Origin of the sequence: Chryseobacterium sp. VAUSW3, assembly GCF_002205795.1 — a bacterium.
Lineage (GTDB): Bacteria > Bacteroidota > Bacteroidia > Flavobacteriales > Weeksellaceae > Kaistella > Kaistella yananensis.
The window spans coordinates 1-13,780 of record NZ_NIUY01000001.1 but is presented as its reverse complement, the minus strand read 5'-3'; the positions used below and the strand labels follow the sequence as shown (position 1 = coordinate 13,780).

At 41.1% G+C, this 13,780-nt stretch carries 14 protein-coding genes; 8 read left to right on the top strand and 6 right to left on the bottom strand.

Annotated features, from left to right (window positions below):
* The first annotated feature begins 40 nt into the window (after window positions 1-40).
* On the top strand, window positions 41-991 hold the full coding sequence (locus CDW55_RS00070) for a L,D-transpeptidase (RefSeq protein WP_228399582.1): 951 nt from the start codon (window positions 41-43) through the stop codon (window positions 989-991).
* A 4-nt stretch (window positions 992-995) separates the two neighbouring features.
* Here the strand turns inward: CDW55_RS00070 and CDW55_RS00065 are convergent, their stop codons facing one another.
* Both CDW55_RS00065 and CDW55_RS00060 read right to left on the bottom strand, forming a co-directional pair.
* Window positions 996-1,514, bottom strand: coding sequence for a hypothetical protein (locus CDW55_RS00065; protein ID WP_088467716.1), 519 nt, complete (start codon window positions 1,512-1,514; stop codon window positions 996-998).
* Entirely contained in the window at window positions 1,504-2,838 is a 1,335-nt protein-coding gene (locus tag CDW55_RS00060) for a PDZ domain-containing protein (RefSeq protein ID WP_088467715.1), read from the bottom strand. The genes CDW55_RS00065 and CDW55_RS00060 overlap by 11 nt, the downstream gene beginning before the upstream one ends.
* Before the next feature lie 87 nt (window positions 2,839-2,925).
* Here CDW55_RS00060 and CDW55_RS00055 point away from each other — a divergent pair, with 87 nt between their 5' ends.
* Entirely contained in the window at window positions 2,926-5,466 is a 2,541-nt protein-coding gene (locus CDW55_RS00055; protein ID WP_088468637.1) for a phosphoenolpyruvate carboxylase, read from the top strand.
* Window positions 5,467-5,505: 39 nt separating this feature from the next.
* Here the strand turns inward: CDW55_RS00055 and CDW55_RS00050 are convergent, their stop codons facing one another.
* A complete protein-coding gene (locus CDW55_RS00050) occupies window positions 5,506-7,119 on the bottom strand; it encodes a S8 family peptidase (RefSeq protein ID WP_228399581.1) in 1,614 nt (537 codons plus the stop codon).
* 288 nt (window positions 7,120-7,407) lie between these two features.
* Here CDW55_RS00050 and CDW55_RS00045 point away from each other — a divergent pair, with 288 nt between their 5' ends.
* Both CDW55_RS00045 and galE read left to right on the top strand, forming a co-directional pair.
* A complete protein-coding gene (locus CDW55_RS00045; protein ID WP_088468635.1) occupies window positions 7,408-8,541 on the top strand; it encodes a DegT/DnrJ/EryC1/StrS family aminotransferase in 1,134 nt (377 codons plus the stop codon).
* A 21-nt stretch (window positions 8,542-8,562) separates the two neighbouring features.
* On the top strand, window positions 8,563-9,579 hold the full coding sequence (gene galE / locus CDW55_RS00040; RefSeq protein WP_088467714.1) for a UDP-glucose 4-epimerase GalE: 1,017 nt from the start codon (window positions 8,563-8,565) through the stop codon (window positions 9,577-9,579).
* A 54-nt stretch (window positions 9,580-9,633) separates the two neighbouring features.
* Here the strand turns inward: galE and CDW55_RS00035 are convergent, their stop codons facing one another.
* A complete protein-coding gene (locus CDW55_RS00035; RefSeq protein WP_088467713.1) occupies window positions 9,634-10,155 on the bottom strand; it encodes a thermonuclease family protein in 522 nt (173 codons plus the stop codon).
* 144 nt (window positions 10,156-10,299) lie between these two features.
* Here CDW55_RS00035 and CDW55_RS00030 point away from each other — a divergent pair, with 144 nt between their 5' ends.
* The 4 genes from CDW55_RS00030 (at window position 10,300) to CDW55_RS00015 (ending at window position 12,191) form a co-directional block, all read left to right on the top strand.
* Window positions 10,300-11,103, top strand: coding sequence for a hypothetical protein (locus CDW55_RS00030; RefSeq protein ID WP_088467712.1), 804 nt, complete (start codon window positions 10,300-10,302; stop codon window positions 11,101-11,103).
* Between the two features lie 79 nt (window positions 11,104-11,182).
* Window positions 11,183-11,635 (top strand): DUF5675 family protein, encoded by a 453-nt coding sequence (locus tag CDW55_RS00025; RefSeq protein ID WP_088468634.1) that lies wholly within the window; start codon window positions 11,183-11,185, stop codon window positions 11,633-11,635.
* 12 nt (window positions 11,636-11,647) lie between these two features.
* Window positions 11,648-11,911, top strand: coding sequence for a hypothetical protein (locus tag CDW55_RS00020; RefSeq protein WP_088467711.1), 264 nt, complete (start codon window positions 11,648-11,650; stop codon window positions 11,909-11,911).
* On the top strand, window positions 11,901-12,191 hold the full coding sequence (locus CDW55_RS00015) for a hypothetical protein (protein ID WP_179285878.1): 291 nt from the start codon (window positions 11,901-11,903) through the stop codon (window positions 12,189-12,191). Before CDW55_RS00020 ends, CDW55_RS00015 begins: the two co-directional genes overlap by 11 nt.
* 173 nt (window positions 12,192-12,364) lie before the next feature.
* Here CDW55_RS00015 and CDW55_RS00010 read toward each other — a convergent pair whose 3' ends face one another.
* Together CDW55_RS00010 and CDW55_RS00005 are read right to left on the bottom strand one after the other, a co-directional pair.
* Window positions 12,365-13,189 carry a hypothetical protein gene (locus CDW55_RS00010; RefSeq protein ID WP_088467710.1) on the bottom strand — a complete coding sequence of 275 codons (825 nt, stop codon included), beginning with the start codon at window positions 13,187-13,189 and terminating at the stop codon, window positions 12,365-12,367.
* Between the two features lie 91 nt (window positions 13,190-13,280).
* Window positions 13,281-13,780, bottom strand: a 500-nt coding sequence (locus CDW55_RS00005) for a DUF6943 family protein (protein WP_088467709.1), incomplete at its 5' end; no start/stop codon positions are given.

Genomic DNA, 13,780 nt, shown 5'->3' with positions numbered 1-13,780 from the left:
TGGTACTGTTCTTGCAAAGTTTACCTGAAACCGATAAATTATGCCTGCAGACCTTATGAAGCACTTCAGATTTTTAAATTTATTTTTTGCAATAATTATTCTTGCAGTTCTTGTACAGTGTAAAAAAGACAATCACATTTCAGGGAATGTGAAGAATCCTTCTTCCGAAACCATTAAAAATGACACCGTAAAGAAGGTTGAAGAAATTAAACCTCAAATTACCTATAGCGCTTTCATTTTTCCCACAAAAAAGAAAGATTCCGCCATGGCGGCTTTCAATAAAGAGTTTTCAGAGGAGGAACGCTATACGATTCTGGCCTTAAACCGGCTGGACTCCAAAAATAAATGGCGTGCCGATACGCTTGCAGTTCCTGATATATTCGACCATACTTTAATGGCTTATTCGCCATTTCCGAAAAATATCGAAACCCTGAAAGAGGTGAAGAAAATGGTGTTTTTTTCTTATCCCATTCAGGCTTATGCATTGTATGAAAGCGGTAAGCTGATTAAATGGGGACCCACCAGTATGGGAAAGAAATCTGCGCAAACCAAACGTGGGCTTATGTTTGCAAACTGGAAAAAAGAACTGGCGATTTCTACTGTTGACAGTGACTGGAAACTCCCGTTTAATGTAAATGTGCACAACACGCTTGGGATTGGGTGGCACCAGTATGACCTGCCCGGTTTCCCGGCATCGCATTCCTGTCTCAGGCTGCTGATGAATGATGCAAAATACCTCTACAATTGGGTGGACACGTGGATTCTGAACAAAGGCGGTGCAACGCTGAAAGCAAACGGAACGCCGGTAATCGTTTTTGGTGATTATCAATGGGGCGGCAAAAAACCGTGGAAAAATCTCATCAATGATCCAGCGTCAAATGACATTTCTCTCGAAGAAATGCAGGAAATAATAGAACCCCATCTCGCCAAAATTCTCAGAGAACAGAAAAACAGGGAAGAAGTGGAAGCCCGTTCGTCAGTGGAAGAATAGCCCGTTACTTTTCGAATTCCGTAATTGATTCTTCGGCAAATTTTCTGAGTTTCTGCATTTCGGTTTTGGCTTTCTGCTGGCCGAGTCTTGTAGCCAGGTATGTTCCCAGGAGCAAGAAAAGCATGATAAAGGAAACGGGCAGCGCCCAAGGAAAATCGTTGCTTTTAATCTGTTTTTCCACAAACCAAATCGTGATAAAAACCATCCACAAAATCGCAAAAATAAAATAAAGAAACATAAAGAAAGTCCACACTGCAGAACTTGGCCCGAAAACACCGCGGATCACTGTTTTATTTTCTTCGGTTTCTGTACGCAGCGCCAGGCAGGGTTTCCAATAATCGTCTTGGCCGGTTTTTACGGTAATCACGGCAGTTTCCGGATTGATATTTCCGGAAAATTCATCGGATCTGGAAGCCAGAAAATGTTTAAGAAATGTGGTGTAATTTTCTCTGCTTATTTCAGTAAAAATTTTAAATCTCGGTCTTGCCCGGATATGGTCGATGGCGGTTTCTTCAATTTTCATCTTGATACGGAATTGGATCTTTTAATATGATTTGAAAATTCAGGATCTGGCTGTTTCTTTCCACTTCAAAATTTACCTTGGTGCCGTCTTCATTTCTCAGCAAATTATTAATGCGCTGCAATGTGAAACTTCCAGCATTTTTTCTGTTGATGCTGATGATTTTGTCGTTTTTTCTCAGGCCTGCCACAAAACATGGGGAATCGGGCCTGCAACCGGCGACGGAATATTTCGGTTTGAGTACGAAACTGTACTGGAAGCCTTCTTTCGCATCATAAACGTTTATTCCATCGCTACTACTGTAACTTTTTTGTGTTTCCACCTTTACCAACTTACTTTCCCAGGTCATGCCGTCGTGCTGAATATCAAGGCCGCTTTTATTAAAGAGAAACGGATCTTTGAAGTTGGCATTTTTTCTGAAATAAATCCTTTTCTCTGGATAATTGAAAAGTACAGTAAACCTCCGCAAAACATCGCTCCCGATAGAACCTTTCCGATCAGGAACCAACTTTAAATTCTGAATAGAATATTCGTCTGGCATTGCGGTTAAAGGTTTTTCGAAAACGAAATCGCCGATATACAAACGGTGAATCCGGCTTCGTTTCCCAAAAATGTCGCCGTTAAAACCCTGTCCCAAGTAATCATCAATATTCGGGCGGTTGTACACAAAATCTTTAATCAGTTTCGGGAAAAGCCAGATCGCGTCGCTGTTTCCCAAATCTACAAGAAGTTTAGAATCAACTTTCTGACTTGTCATTTCTACGCCGGCGATGAGGTAGGGTTTGTTACCTTCAATGGTAATGGGAAATGGTGTGAATTTTTTATTTCTTTTTCTGAAGGTTTCATCATCGCTGTAAACTGTAATTTTTTTGCGGATGTAATCAATTTCAACCGGATGATTTTTAAAAAAATGATAACCGATAATCCCATTGACCGGAATCCCAACATGCGAAGAAAAATTAATGCTTTCATCCAGAATTATAAAAACGGTGTGCTTGAAATCTTTATAATTCTTGCCGATATTCACAATATTGTTGTCGGATCGTAAACCTTCGATGTCCTTACTTTCGCCAAGGCCCGAAAATTTTATTTTTTCAATGTCATTAAAGTTTACATCCTTGTTTTCTAAACTGAAAAGAATGGTTTCGTTAACCCCGGAATCGAGCAGAAAGGTAAGGTCAGCACCATTGATGTTGAGCGGAACAAAAATTAAATTGTTGATGAGCTGGAAGGGAATAACTGTTTTCTTGTGGTCTGAAATTTCAAATCCCTTCTGCGCTGTGATAAACGAGAATACAAAAAGTAATAAAACAGCTGTAAATTTCATAACATGAAGATACGGTTTTTCCGTTGTGATTTGTTTAATTTAATGAATCTTAAGGCAAATAAATTTCAAAAAGAACTAAATTTGTTTATGCAAAACGAAGAAAAAACCGAAAAATTCCGACAGCTCGTCGAAAACAAGTTTCAGATTTATAACTCACTTTTCATGAGTTTGCCGTACGACAAAATGACCAATATAGGCATGTTGCTGCCTTTTCTTTATGAAGAAAGCAAAATTGGTTATGAAAAGGGGAAAAGTCCTGAAGAAATTGTAGAAGAGTTTTTTGCCAAACACACCGAACTCGAAACCGAAGAGCAGAAGACTGAACTTCTCTTCAAAATCATTCAGTATATCGAAAGACAGGTAGTGCTTTTCGACAGTATTGAAGATGCGGCTTTCTGCGAACTCCATCCTCCGAGCGAAACGGGAACACTTCATCAGCTTCACGAGCGGGCATTGCAGGAACATCTTGTAACGGCTACCCGCGATAAAATGAGGGATTTTGCGGTACGGGTTGTGTTTACGGCGCATCCAACCCAGTTTTATCCCAATTCCGTACAGCGGATTCTGCATGATCTGCGGTCAGCCATTATGAAAGATTCGGTGACGGAAATCGATATGCTTTTGCAGCAGCTTGGTAAAACACCATTCCTGAACCGCGAAAAACCCACGCCGCTCGACGAAGCGATGAGTATTATTTTTTACCTGCGGTACGTGTATTATGATTCTCTTGGTGAATTGTACAGAAAGATTAAAAATTCCTTTGGAACTCAAGATTTCAAGCTGCCTCACGATATTTTCCAGTTAGGCTTCTGGCCCGGCGGCGACCGCGACGGAAATCCTTTCGTTACTGCGAAGATCACCCAGAAAGTCGCACAGGAACTGCATTTCTCAATCCTTAAATCCTATTACGAACACCTGAAAAATTTAAGAAGAAGATTAAGCTTCAGAGGAGTTTCCGAGGTGTTGGAACAATTGAGCCATGAACTTTATGATGCGATTTTCAAGAACCAAAACATTACAACCAGGCATATTTTGAGCAGAATCAGTGAAGCTGAAAAAATTCTTACAGAACAGCATAACGGACTTTTCCATAATCTGCTGGAGGATTACAAAGACCGTGTACAGATATTCGGCACCCACTTCGCAACGCTGGATGTGCGCCAGGACAGCAGGATCCATCAGCAGGTGATCGACGAAATCATCGGTGAAAAGTCCGGTCTTGATCTGAAAAATATCACCACAGAAGATAAACTGAAATGGCTGCTGGAAACGGAAACTGTTTTAAATCCCGATGATTTCAGCGGAATTACAAAAGACACACTTCAGAATATTTGCAATATCAGAAGTATTCAGGAAAAAAACGGAGAAAGAGGTTTAAACCGGTACATTATTTCAAATTCTGATGAGGTGAAAGATGTGCTGAATGTGTTTGGAATGTTCAGGCTTTGCGGGTACAGCGAGGAGGAAATCAATATCGATATTGTTCCGCTTTTTGAAACCATGGAAGGTCTGGATGCGGGCGAAAAGGTGATGAAGGAACTTTACGAACTTCCGGCGTACAGAAAACATCTGGAAAGACGAGGGAATGCACAGACGATTATGCTCGGTTTTTCCGACGGAACAAAAGACGGCGGATATCTGAAGGCCAACTGGGAAATTTATGAAACCAAAGAACAGCTCACCAGAATTTCAGATGAGAATAATATTAAAGTCATTTTCTTCGACGGACGCGGTGGCCCGCCGGCACGTGGTGGCGGAAAAACCCACGATTTTTATGCTTCCCAAGGAAAAACAATTGCCAATAATAAAATTGAACTTACCATTCAGGGACAAACGATAACGAGTGTTTTCGGGAACAAAGACCAGGCAAAATACAACTTCGAACAGCTTTTAACTGCCGGAATTGAAAATGATGTCTTTAAAAATTCTAAAAAAGATTTAACGGTAAAAGAAAGGCAGCTCATCGAGGAACTGGCGGATATCAGTTTTAAAAAATATTCGGATTTAAAGGCGCACCCCATGTTTGTGCCGTATCTGCAGGAAATGAGCACGCTGGAATATTACGGACGTACCAATATCGGAAGCCGGCCAAGCAAAAGAGGCGGTAGCAACGAGCTGAAGTTTGAGGATTTGCGCGCCATTCCGTTTGTAGGTTCGTGGAGTCAGCTGAAACAGAATGTTCCCGGGTTTTTCGGATTCGGTTTTGCGCTGAATGAACTCAAAAATCAGGGAAGATTCGCAGAGGTGAAATCGCTTTACAAAGGATCAGATTTCTTTAAAACTTTAGTGCTGAATTCCATGATGAGCATGAATAAGTCTTATTTTCCGCTTACGTATTACATGAAAAATAACAGAAAGTTCGGCAGTTTCTGGAATATTCTTTTTGATGAATTTGAACTTTCGAAGTCCATGATGCTTGAGCTGACGGGATTTAGAATGCTGATGGAAGAGGAGCCACTTTCGAGAAAATCGGTGAAAATCCGCGAGAAAATTGTGTTGCCGCTGCTCAGTATCCAGCAATATGCGCTGATGAAAATCCAGAAGGATGAGGGCAACCGGGAAGCTTACGAAAAACTCGTAATGCGCTCGCTGTTTGGGAATATTAATGCAAGCCGAAATTCAGCGTAACTCAATAATAAAAGACCATCGTGTGAAGGTCTTTTTTATTTACTGTTTGATGAGTTTTTCGATGTACTCGTTCTTTTCGGTTTTTATTTTAACAAAGTAAATACCTTTCCCAAATTTTGCAATATTGTTGGTTTTGGTATTCTGCAGTTGCTGAACTTTTCTTCCTAAAACATCATACATTTCCACCGAAAGTATTTTTTCCGAAGTCTCAATGCTAAAATCAGTAATCACAGGATTCGGATAGATTTTAATTTTAGATTTCAGATTGTTTTCTGCAGTGGCCAGCACTGCATCAGCAAGGGTTTCGTTAAAATTCAGGATGCCGTAACCCATCTGTGGAGTAGTGTTGGGATAAAGCGACGCATTTTCACGAAGCAAATCCTTTAAAACAGGCAAAGATTTGGAAGGAACTGCCTGAATCAGACATGCAACACCACCCGCGGCAAGCGGAGTTGCAAAGGAAGTTCCGCTTCCCGAAGTCGCTCCGTTATTATATCCCATCGCAGTGCCGGTTCCCCGGGCGCTGGCATCAGGTTTTATCACGCCTGCAGCATTGGGCCCGTGCGACGAAAAAGACGAACTTGCACCTGTTGACGTTACTCCTCCTATGGTGAAAACTTTTTCATTGTCTGCGGGAGTAATGATATATTTCCAGGGTTTCTGAGCTTCATTTCCTGCCGCCGCCAAAACAAAAATTCCTTTTTCTGAAGCAATCTGCGCGGCTCTTGCAATAAAGGAAGTGGTACCGTTCATATCTGAATACAGGAGATTATACCGGCTATCGTCAAAATCATAATATCCCAGTGATGTCGAAATAACATCTACCCCTTTTCTGTCGGCTTCTTCGGCGGCTTCTGTCCAGTAAATCATTTCCTCGGGAATTTCATTATACGCATCTTCGGTGGCATAAAGGTAGAAATCTGCATCGGGCGCTGAACCTACATACTGGTTCTGAACGTATCCTGCAATTACACCAAGACAGTAAGAGCCATGATTGTTCAAAGAAGTGCTGTAGATATCGTTGTTTTTGCTGATGAAATTGTAGCCGCCTTTTATTTGCCCATTGTTTCGGATTCTTGCGTAGGCGGTTCCTGTATTTACGGTCGGAAATCCGGTGTCAATTACCGCGATGGTTACTCCGGTTCCGGTGTATCCCGCCACATGAAGCGGCCTTAGATTAATTTGGTTAATCTGGGCAAGCCCGGCGCCGTAATTAAAATCTGTTTTACCGATCGTATTATTGAATATTTCAAACTTATTCACCTTTTTAATATCGGTTTTGCCACCGTCTGTAGGATGTTTAATGAAACGTTCCACCGACTGAACATAGGGCTGTGCCTGCAGTGTGGTAATCTGTGCGCTAGTTGCATTTACTGCTACGCCGTTCATCCATTTCGAGTAATCGGTTACCGTAAAGCCTAGATTCCTGATGTATTGAACATAAGACTGTTCTAATGGTGCATCCTGATCATTCAGTGCGATGCCGTATCTTGCTCTTCTGTCCAGGGATTTCTGTGAGAGCTCGCTCAGCGGATTTGCGTAAAACGCCGCTTTGTTCGGTTTGTCTTTAAAGAAAACAAAAACCAGTTCGGTCTGCCCGCTGGCAAAAGTAAAAACGATAAGAACAAGAACCGATAGTATTTTTTTAATCATTTTCTAGCTTATTAAATTCAGACAAAATTAATAAAAATGATGAAAATTTCTTCTTTATTGTTGATTTAAATTTTAATTGACGTAATTTTTTAAGGTTTTCTTAATGAATGATGTTTTTTAACGAAATCTTTACTGAAAACATATTGACTTTTCCTTCGGTCCAAAATTTAATTTTCTTAAATTTGAGCAAATATTCTGTTGGTAATATTCTTTTCGCAACTGCCTTAAATCTGAATTTTTAACAGTTGCTAAATCAGAACGTTGAAACAGGAAAAAAATATAGTATATATGAAAAAAATTCAAATGGTTGACCTTCAAAGTCAGTATTACAAGATAAAATCTGATGTAGATAATGCGGTGCTTAATGTGTTGGATTCTGCCGCATTCATCAATGGGCCCGAAGTAAAATCTTTTCAAACTGAGCTTGAAACTTATTTGGATGTAAAACACGTAATTCCGTGTGCAAACGGGACCGACGCGCTGCAGATCGCGCTTATGGCGCTGGATTTACAGGAAGGCGACGAAGTGATTACCGCCGATTTTACCTTTGCAGCTACTGTAGAAGTAATTCATTTATTGAAACTGAAATCTGTTTTGGTTGATGTAGATTACGAAACCTTCACGATGGATGTGGAAAAACTGAAAGCAGCCATCACGCCGAAAACCAAGGCCATAATTCCTGTGCATCTTTTCGGGCAGTGTGCGAACATGGAAGAAATTTTAAAGGTAGCGAAACAGCACAACCTTGCTGTAATTGAAGATAACGCACAGGCCATTGGCGCAGATTTTACTTTTTCAGACGGAACGGTAAAGAAATCCGGAACCATGGGAATCCTCGGAACGACTTCATTTTTCCCTTCAAAAAATCTCGGTTGTTATGGTGATGGTGGTGCAATTTTCACCAATGATGATGAACTGGCGCACAAAATCCGCGGGATTGTAAACCACGGCATGTACGAAAGATATTACCATGATGAGGTGGGAGTGAATTCGCGCTTAGACAGTATTCAGGCGACCGTTTTAAGAAAAAAACTTCCGCTTTTGGACACGTATAACGAAGCCAGAAGAAAAGCTGCAGATTATTACGATGAAGCTTTCGCCGGAAACCCGAATATTTTAACCCCGAAAAGAGCGGAAAATTCAACCCATGTTTTTCACCAGTACACCTTAAGAATCCTGAACGGTAAACGAAACGAACTTCAGCAGTTTTTAGCCGAAAAAGAAATCCCGGCTATGATTTATTATCCGGTGGCTTTAAGAAAACAGAAAGCTTATTTCCAGGATAGTGATGACAAAGATTTTGCAAATACTGACAGACTTTTAAATGAAGTAATATCGCTTCCGATGCATACGGAACTTGATGAAGAACAGCTTAAATATATTACCGACGCAGTTCTGGAATTTATGAGTGCTGAATCTTAATACCCACTTTAATCAAATTCAATGACAATACTCGTTACCGGCGGACTAGGTTATATCGGTTCACACACTGTTGTAGAACTTTTAAAAAATAATTTTCAGGTCATCATTGTTGATGACCTATCGAACTCAGAAAAGTTTATCTTAGACAATATCGAGAAAGTAGCCGGCAAAAGACCGGTGTTTTTTCCCTTTGATCTGAAAAGAAAAGAACTGCTTACCCAGGTTTTTGATGCTTATGAAATCGATGGCTGCATTAACTTTGCTGCGTACAAAGCAGTGGGCGAAAGCCAGGAAAAACCGCTTGATTATTACGAAAACAATCTGTTCTCGTTGATCAATATTCTGCAGGAATTCAAGGCCAGAAATATTTCGAACTTTATCTTCAGCTCTTCTTGTACAGTGTACGGACAGGCAGACCAGCAGCCGATTGATGAAAATACGCCGCTGAAAACTCCGGAATCCTCTTACGGCAAGACCAAACAGATGGGTGAAGAGGTTCTGAAGGATTTCGCTACGGCTTATCACAGAAAAGTGTCGCTTTTAAGGTATTTCAATCCGATCGGAGCGCATCCTACCGCACTGCTGGGTGAACTGCCGATTGGGGTGCCGAATAATCTGGTGCCTTATGTTACCCAAACCGCCTCCGGAATCCGGGAAAAACTGAATATCTGGGGCAATGATTATCCCACCGCAGACGGCACCGCCATCCGAGATTATATTTATGTGGTAGATTTAGCGAAAGCCCATGTGAAAGCCTTGCAGAAACTTATCGCTTCAAACGACGATACCGTAATTGATATTTACAATCTGGGAACCGGTAAAGGATCATCGGTACTTGAAGTGGTGCAGGCCTTTGAAAACGCAAATCAGGTTGAAGTTCCTTACCAGATCTGTGAAAGAAGGGCAGGAGACATTACCATTGCTTATGCCAACGCCGATAAAGCGGAAAAAGAACTTGGCTGGAAAGCTGATACAAGTTTAGAGGAAGCTTTGCGCACCACCTGGGAATGGCAGAAGTACTTGGAATCACGCCTTTAACTACGGGGTTTTTTTACGTACTTAGTATCATGGGTACAACATAGGTACAACATTTTAAAAATTTTCAGTAAACAGGTAGATTCCCTGCTCGTGTTGTTTTGCCTCGAAATTTAAAGATTGATATTCAGTAAGCATCGAACAATAATAAGAATGGCTGGCTTTTGCCCAGCCATTTTCCATTAGAAGCTCGTTCAGGCATTTGCCGGAAGGCAGAATGACATAGGCCAACTGGCGCAGCCAGAAGTCCAGCTGATGTTTCGCTTCAGTCAGGAGTGTGATTCGGGTTCCAGGTGGACACACCTGGAGCACGTAATCTAAACTCTGCAGTCCGAGCTCCAGCAGTAAAGCTGCTGGCAGGTGGCTTTTCGCTTCATCCTCGCGCATTTTCCGGCTCATGTGCACTTCCGGTGCATCGAGGCCGTAAAGTCGGATTTCTTTGCTTTCCTGACCGAATTCTTCTTTTGCGATAATGGTATCTCCATCCAGAACTCTTTCCACAATCCAGTGGGTTTCGGTAATTATCCCCGGAATCTGGAAATACTTTGCTGACGGATTTACTGTTTTGCTGACGTTCATGGTAGTGTATTTTGGGTTAATTTCATTGTAATACGTTGATTTACTGTATTTTAACTATTGGTTTTGTAAAGATAATTCAAGAAATTTATAACTGTCTAGACAACAGTGTTTTTCTTCAAATTATCAATTACAAAATTTAATATCATGGCAAGACAAAAAGGTCTCATGAAATACGTCGGAACCATAGGCGACGTTAGACATTTCAAAATCAAAGGGCAAAAAGGATTTTTTGCCGGCATGGTGGGCGGACCCACCGCAGAACAGGTTAAAACTGCTCCGGAGTTTGAGCGTACCCGCGAAAACATGAACGAGTTCGGTGGGTGTGCCATCGCCGGGAAAGCAGTGCGAACCGCTCTTTCCCAGCTGATGGGGAAATTTACTGATACTCAAGTAACAGGCAGATTAACTTCAATCATGAAAAAGATCAACCTGGAGGACGGAACGGAAGCCAGAGGTTACCGAAAGGTAGAGATTTCCACTCAGAGAAATTATCTGAATGGGTTTGAGTTCAACAAGAACCAATCGATCAACGGTGTTTTCAATGCTCCATATCAGGTGAATCATGATCCTGCAAGAAATACTGCAGATTTCATTGTAGAAGAGTTCATACCAATCGAATTGATCGCTGCTCCTGCAGGTGCTTCGCACTTCCGTTTGCTCCATGCTTTGGCAGTTATCGCAGACTTTTCGTATAACCCGATAACCGGAACTTATGAACCGGACGACGCGGTGAACAATGAGCTGAGTGTAGTTGCCAGATCACCTTTTATCCCGCTTAATGAAAGTTATTCCGGTGATACCATTACGGCAGATTTGCCAGGTTTACCAACTCTGGACAATACCGTTTCTGTACTTCAGTGTATCGGAATCGAGTTTTTCCAGGAAGTAAACGGAGTTTATTACCCCTTCGCGACCGGTAACTGTCTCAAAATTGAGGAAGTGTTTTAGGATGTGATCATGAAAGGGCTTCCAGAAAATGGAAGCCTTTTTTTTATCACTCATTTCAAAAATCCAAATTCAGCAAAATATGAAAACTAAAATAATAAGAGTAGCCCAGGGAAAAGAAAGCACCCTTTCCCATCTTTATATTGACGGCATTTTTCAATGCTTCCTCCTGGAAGATAAGATTCGCCAGGTTAAGATCAAAGGCAGGACTGCGATTCCCGAAGGGAAATTTCAGCTTAAAATCAACACCACCGGTGGAATGAACAGAACGTATTCCCAGAAGTACGGACAAATGCATCAGGGCATGATTGAAATTGATGATCTGCCGACTTTCGACCTGGTGTATATCCATACAGGAAACACGATCCAACACACAGCCGGTTGTCCGCTCGTCGGGTTAAGTTACATCATGAAGGACGGAGATTATCAGGTTCTGCAGAGCCGGGATGCGTACCGGCAGGTTTACCCCAAACTTTTGGCGGCAGCCAAAAGCAAGGATAATCAGATTGAGATTCAGAACAATTTTCAATTTTAAAACCGGAAAATTATGGCTAATGAATTAACACTAAGTGTTCTCTTCGGTTTTATCAGCAGTGTTCTGTTGGGGATTGTGGCCTACTTTATTAAGCAGCTGCACACCGATTTCAAGAGTATGGAAAGAGATATGTCGGAAGTCAAGACCATGGCTCTAATTATCAAAACAGAATTCAGAACTTCTTATGATATCCTCACTAAGAAAGTCGAATATCTGGAACAACGGATGAACAAATTAGAAATTAACCAAACAAAAAATCAGGATCATGAAAAATAGAAATCTGAATTTAGTCAGCCGAATGGCTGCACCCACACCAAAGTGGTTTCGAATTGCACGGAATATCGGACTGGGTCTGTCGGCGGTCGGTGGTGCCCTGGTGGCTGCGCCGGTGGTTCTTCCTGCAGCAGTTATTACCATCGGAGGATATTTGCTTTTAGGCGGCACAATCATCAGCGCGGTGAGCCAGACGGCAGTCAGCTCAGAAGAGTACGGCGAAAAATCCGGAAAAATTCCCGGAAAAGCCCTGGAAGATCCAGCTGAAGAAGCTGTGAAATAGCACTTAAGTCCCCTAAGTAGAATTTTATTGGTTAACCGGCCTGTTGTCATGACAGGCTTTTTTTATGGCTTAGATTTTTTCTGCGTCCGTTTTCGCTCGTTTGTTAAAAGGGGTGAAATAAGTATGACTTAGGGCGCTCTTAGGTGGGAAATATAGATTAATGAAGTGCCAGACTATTTTATTTGAGTCAAGGCGTTTTCTATTCTGTTTCTTGACCAATTACTATATCTGCTTTCTCGACCTTTGGTTTTTACATATTCCAATCCCAGCATTTGCAAATCACCCAATGAAAAACCATAATTCAAAAGAATATATTTTGCCTGCCTTAGATCAGACAGTTCGTCTGCACGTTTCAACCAGGAGTTATATTTATAATTTACATCAAAACCATAGTAATAAAAATCTTCATTATTCTTGAATGACATAAGTTCTTCATATAAAAACTTTGTTTCATAGAGGATCAGCAGTACTTCTTCTGCAGTTATTTCCGAATCAGTATTAATAGTTTTATCGGTAACTGTCTCGGTATTAGAGGCGTATTTTTCTACTTTAAAATCCTGTGAATCAGTATCACTTTCAGGTAGTAAATAATACAGTCCGATCAAGGTTGCAACAACTATCAAAGCTATGATGGCGATTTTATCATACTCGTAATATTCCTTGCCAGCAGAGGTGAGTGCAGTAGATTTTTCTTTAACATGAAAACCTGAAGGTTTCTGCATTTTATTTTTAACTGGACGCAATTCCTGAGCATCATTAAAGGTTTTCGCAGCATCTACATTTTTTGAGAGGAAAATTCGCCACTGTTTTGGAGTAGTTTCGGTTTGAATTGAATTTGAAAGAATCCCGCTTTCCAACAATTTTTTTAAATCAATATTTAATAAATCTTTGTCATTGCTGTTCTTGATCAAATGATTAGCTTGTCTTAATGATATAAAGCTTTTATTATTTTGAATTAAGTAATTATCAAAAAGTAAATTAAGCTTATCAAGTTTCATTTGTAATAGTTTTTTATTGTGGTGTTTCTCAAAGTTATGAAAAGGGTATCAAATTAGACAGAAAAAATTCCCCGGAGGGAATTTTCTGTTTTCAGATGCTGTAGTAGTATTTCTGAATGAGTGCAGCTCGGAGCTGGATGAGCAACCTGGACTGTTCTACTTGCTTCTGTTCCAGGTCGTGGATGGATTTGATTTTGTGGACCATTTCGGGGTTGCGGATGGCTTTTTCGATGCCAGGCTGGATGAAGTTCTGCAGCAGCTTCTTCAGCTCGAATAGCCGGAGCATTTCGATGACGCTGCCGCAGAGATAAGGATGAAAGAATCCGTTTTTCCAGAGGGCATAAAAGGTCCAGTAAACGGTTTCGAGTTCTTCCTGGTTGCCGCAGTAGATGATGAAGCAGTTCGGGCAAGGTTCACGCACAGGTTTTCCGGCATTGTGGCCACGATTCAGAATAATAACAGCCGTTTCCGGGGCTGGGCGGTGGACTGAGTACGTCCGTACTTTGTTGGTAAGCATAACTTTTGTTTCAAATAATTTGATCTTCTGAATACTATTCAAAAGAACAAAAGAAAAAAAAGAATGTGCTCTAC

Excerpts from the sequence above, each read along its gene's own strand:
- CDW55_RS00030 (WP_088467712.1), top strand. The coding sequence starts at position 10,300 with ATGGCAAGACAAAAAGGTCTCATGAAATACGTCGGAACCATAGGCGAC.
- CDW55_RS00045 (WP_088468635.1), top strand. The coding sequence starts at position 7,408 with ATGAAAAAAATTCAAATGGTTGACCTTCAAAGTCAGTATTACAAGATA.
- CDW55_RS00050 (WP_228399581.1), bottom strand. The coding sequence starts at position 7,119 with ATGATTAAAAAAATACTATCGGTTCTTGTTCTTATCGTTTTTACTTTT.
- galE (WP_088467714.1), top strand. The coding sequence starts at position 8,563 with ATGACAATACTCGTTACCGGCGGACTAGGTTATATCGGTTCACACACT.
- CDW55_RS00020 (WP_088467711.1), top strand. The coding sequence starts at position 11,648 with ATGGCTAATGAATTAACACTAAGTGTTCTCTTCGGTTTTATCAGCAGT.
- CDW55_RS00055 (WP_088468637.1), top strand. The coding sequence starts at position 2,926 with ATGCAAAACGAAGAAAAAACCGAAAAATTCCGACAGCTCGTCGAAAAC.
- CDW55_RS00070 (WP_228399582.1), top strand. The coding sequence starts at position 41 with ATGCCTGCAGACCTTATGAAGCACTTCAGATTTTTAAATTTATTTTTT.
- CDW55_RS00010 (WP_088467710.1), bottom strand. The coding sequence starts at position 13,189 with ATGAAACTTGATAAGCTTAATTTACTTTTTGATAATTACTTAATTCAA.
- CDW55_RS00015 (WP_179285878.1), top strand. The coding sequence starts at position 11,901 with ATGAAAAATAGAAATCTGAATTTAGTCAGCCGAATGGCTGCACCCACA.
- CDW55_RS00025 (WP_088468634.1), top strand. The coding sequence starts at position 11,183 with ATGAAAACTAAAATAATAAGAGTAGCCCAGGGAAAAGAAAGCACCCTT.
- CDW55_RS00065 (WP_088467716.1), bottom strand. The coding sequence starts at position 1,514 with ATGAAAATTGAAGAAACCGCCATCGACCATATCCGGGCAAGACCGAGA.
- CDW55_RS00060 (WP_088467715.1), bottom strand. The coding sequence starts at position 2,838 with ATGAAATTTACAGCTGTTTTATTACTTTTTGTATTCTCGTTTATCACA.
- CDW55_RS00035 (WP_088467713.1), bottom strand. The coding sequence starts at position 10,155 with ATGAACGTCAGCAAAACAGTAAATCCGTCAGCAAAGTATTTCCAGATT.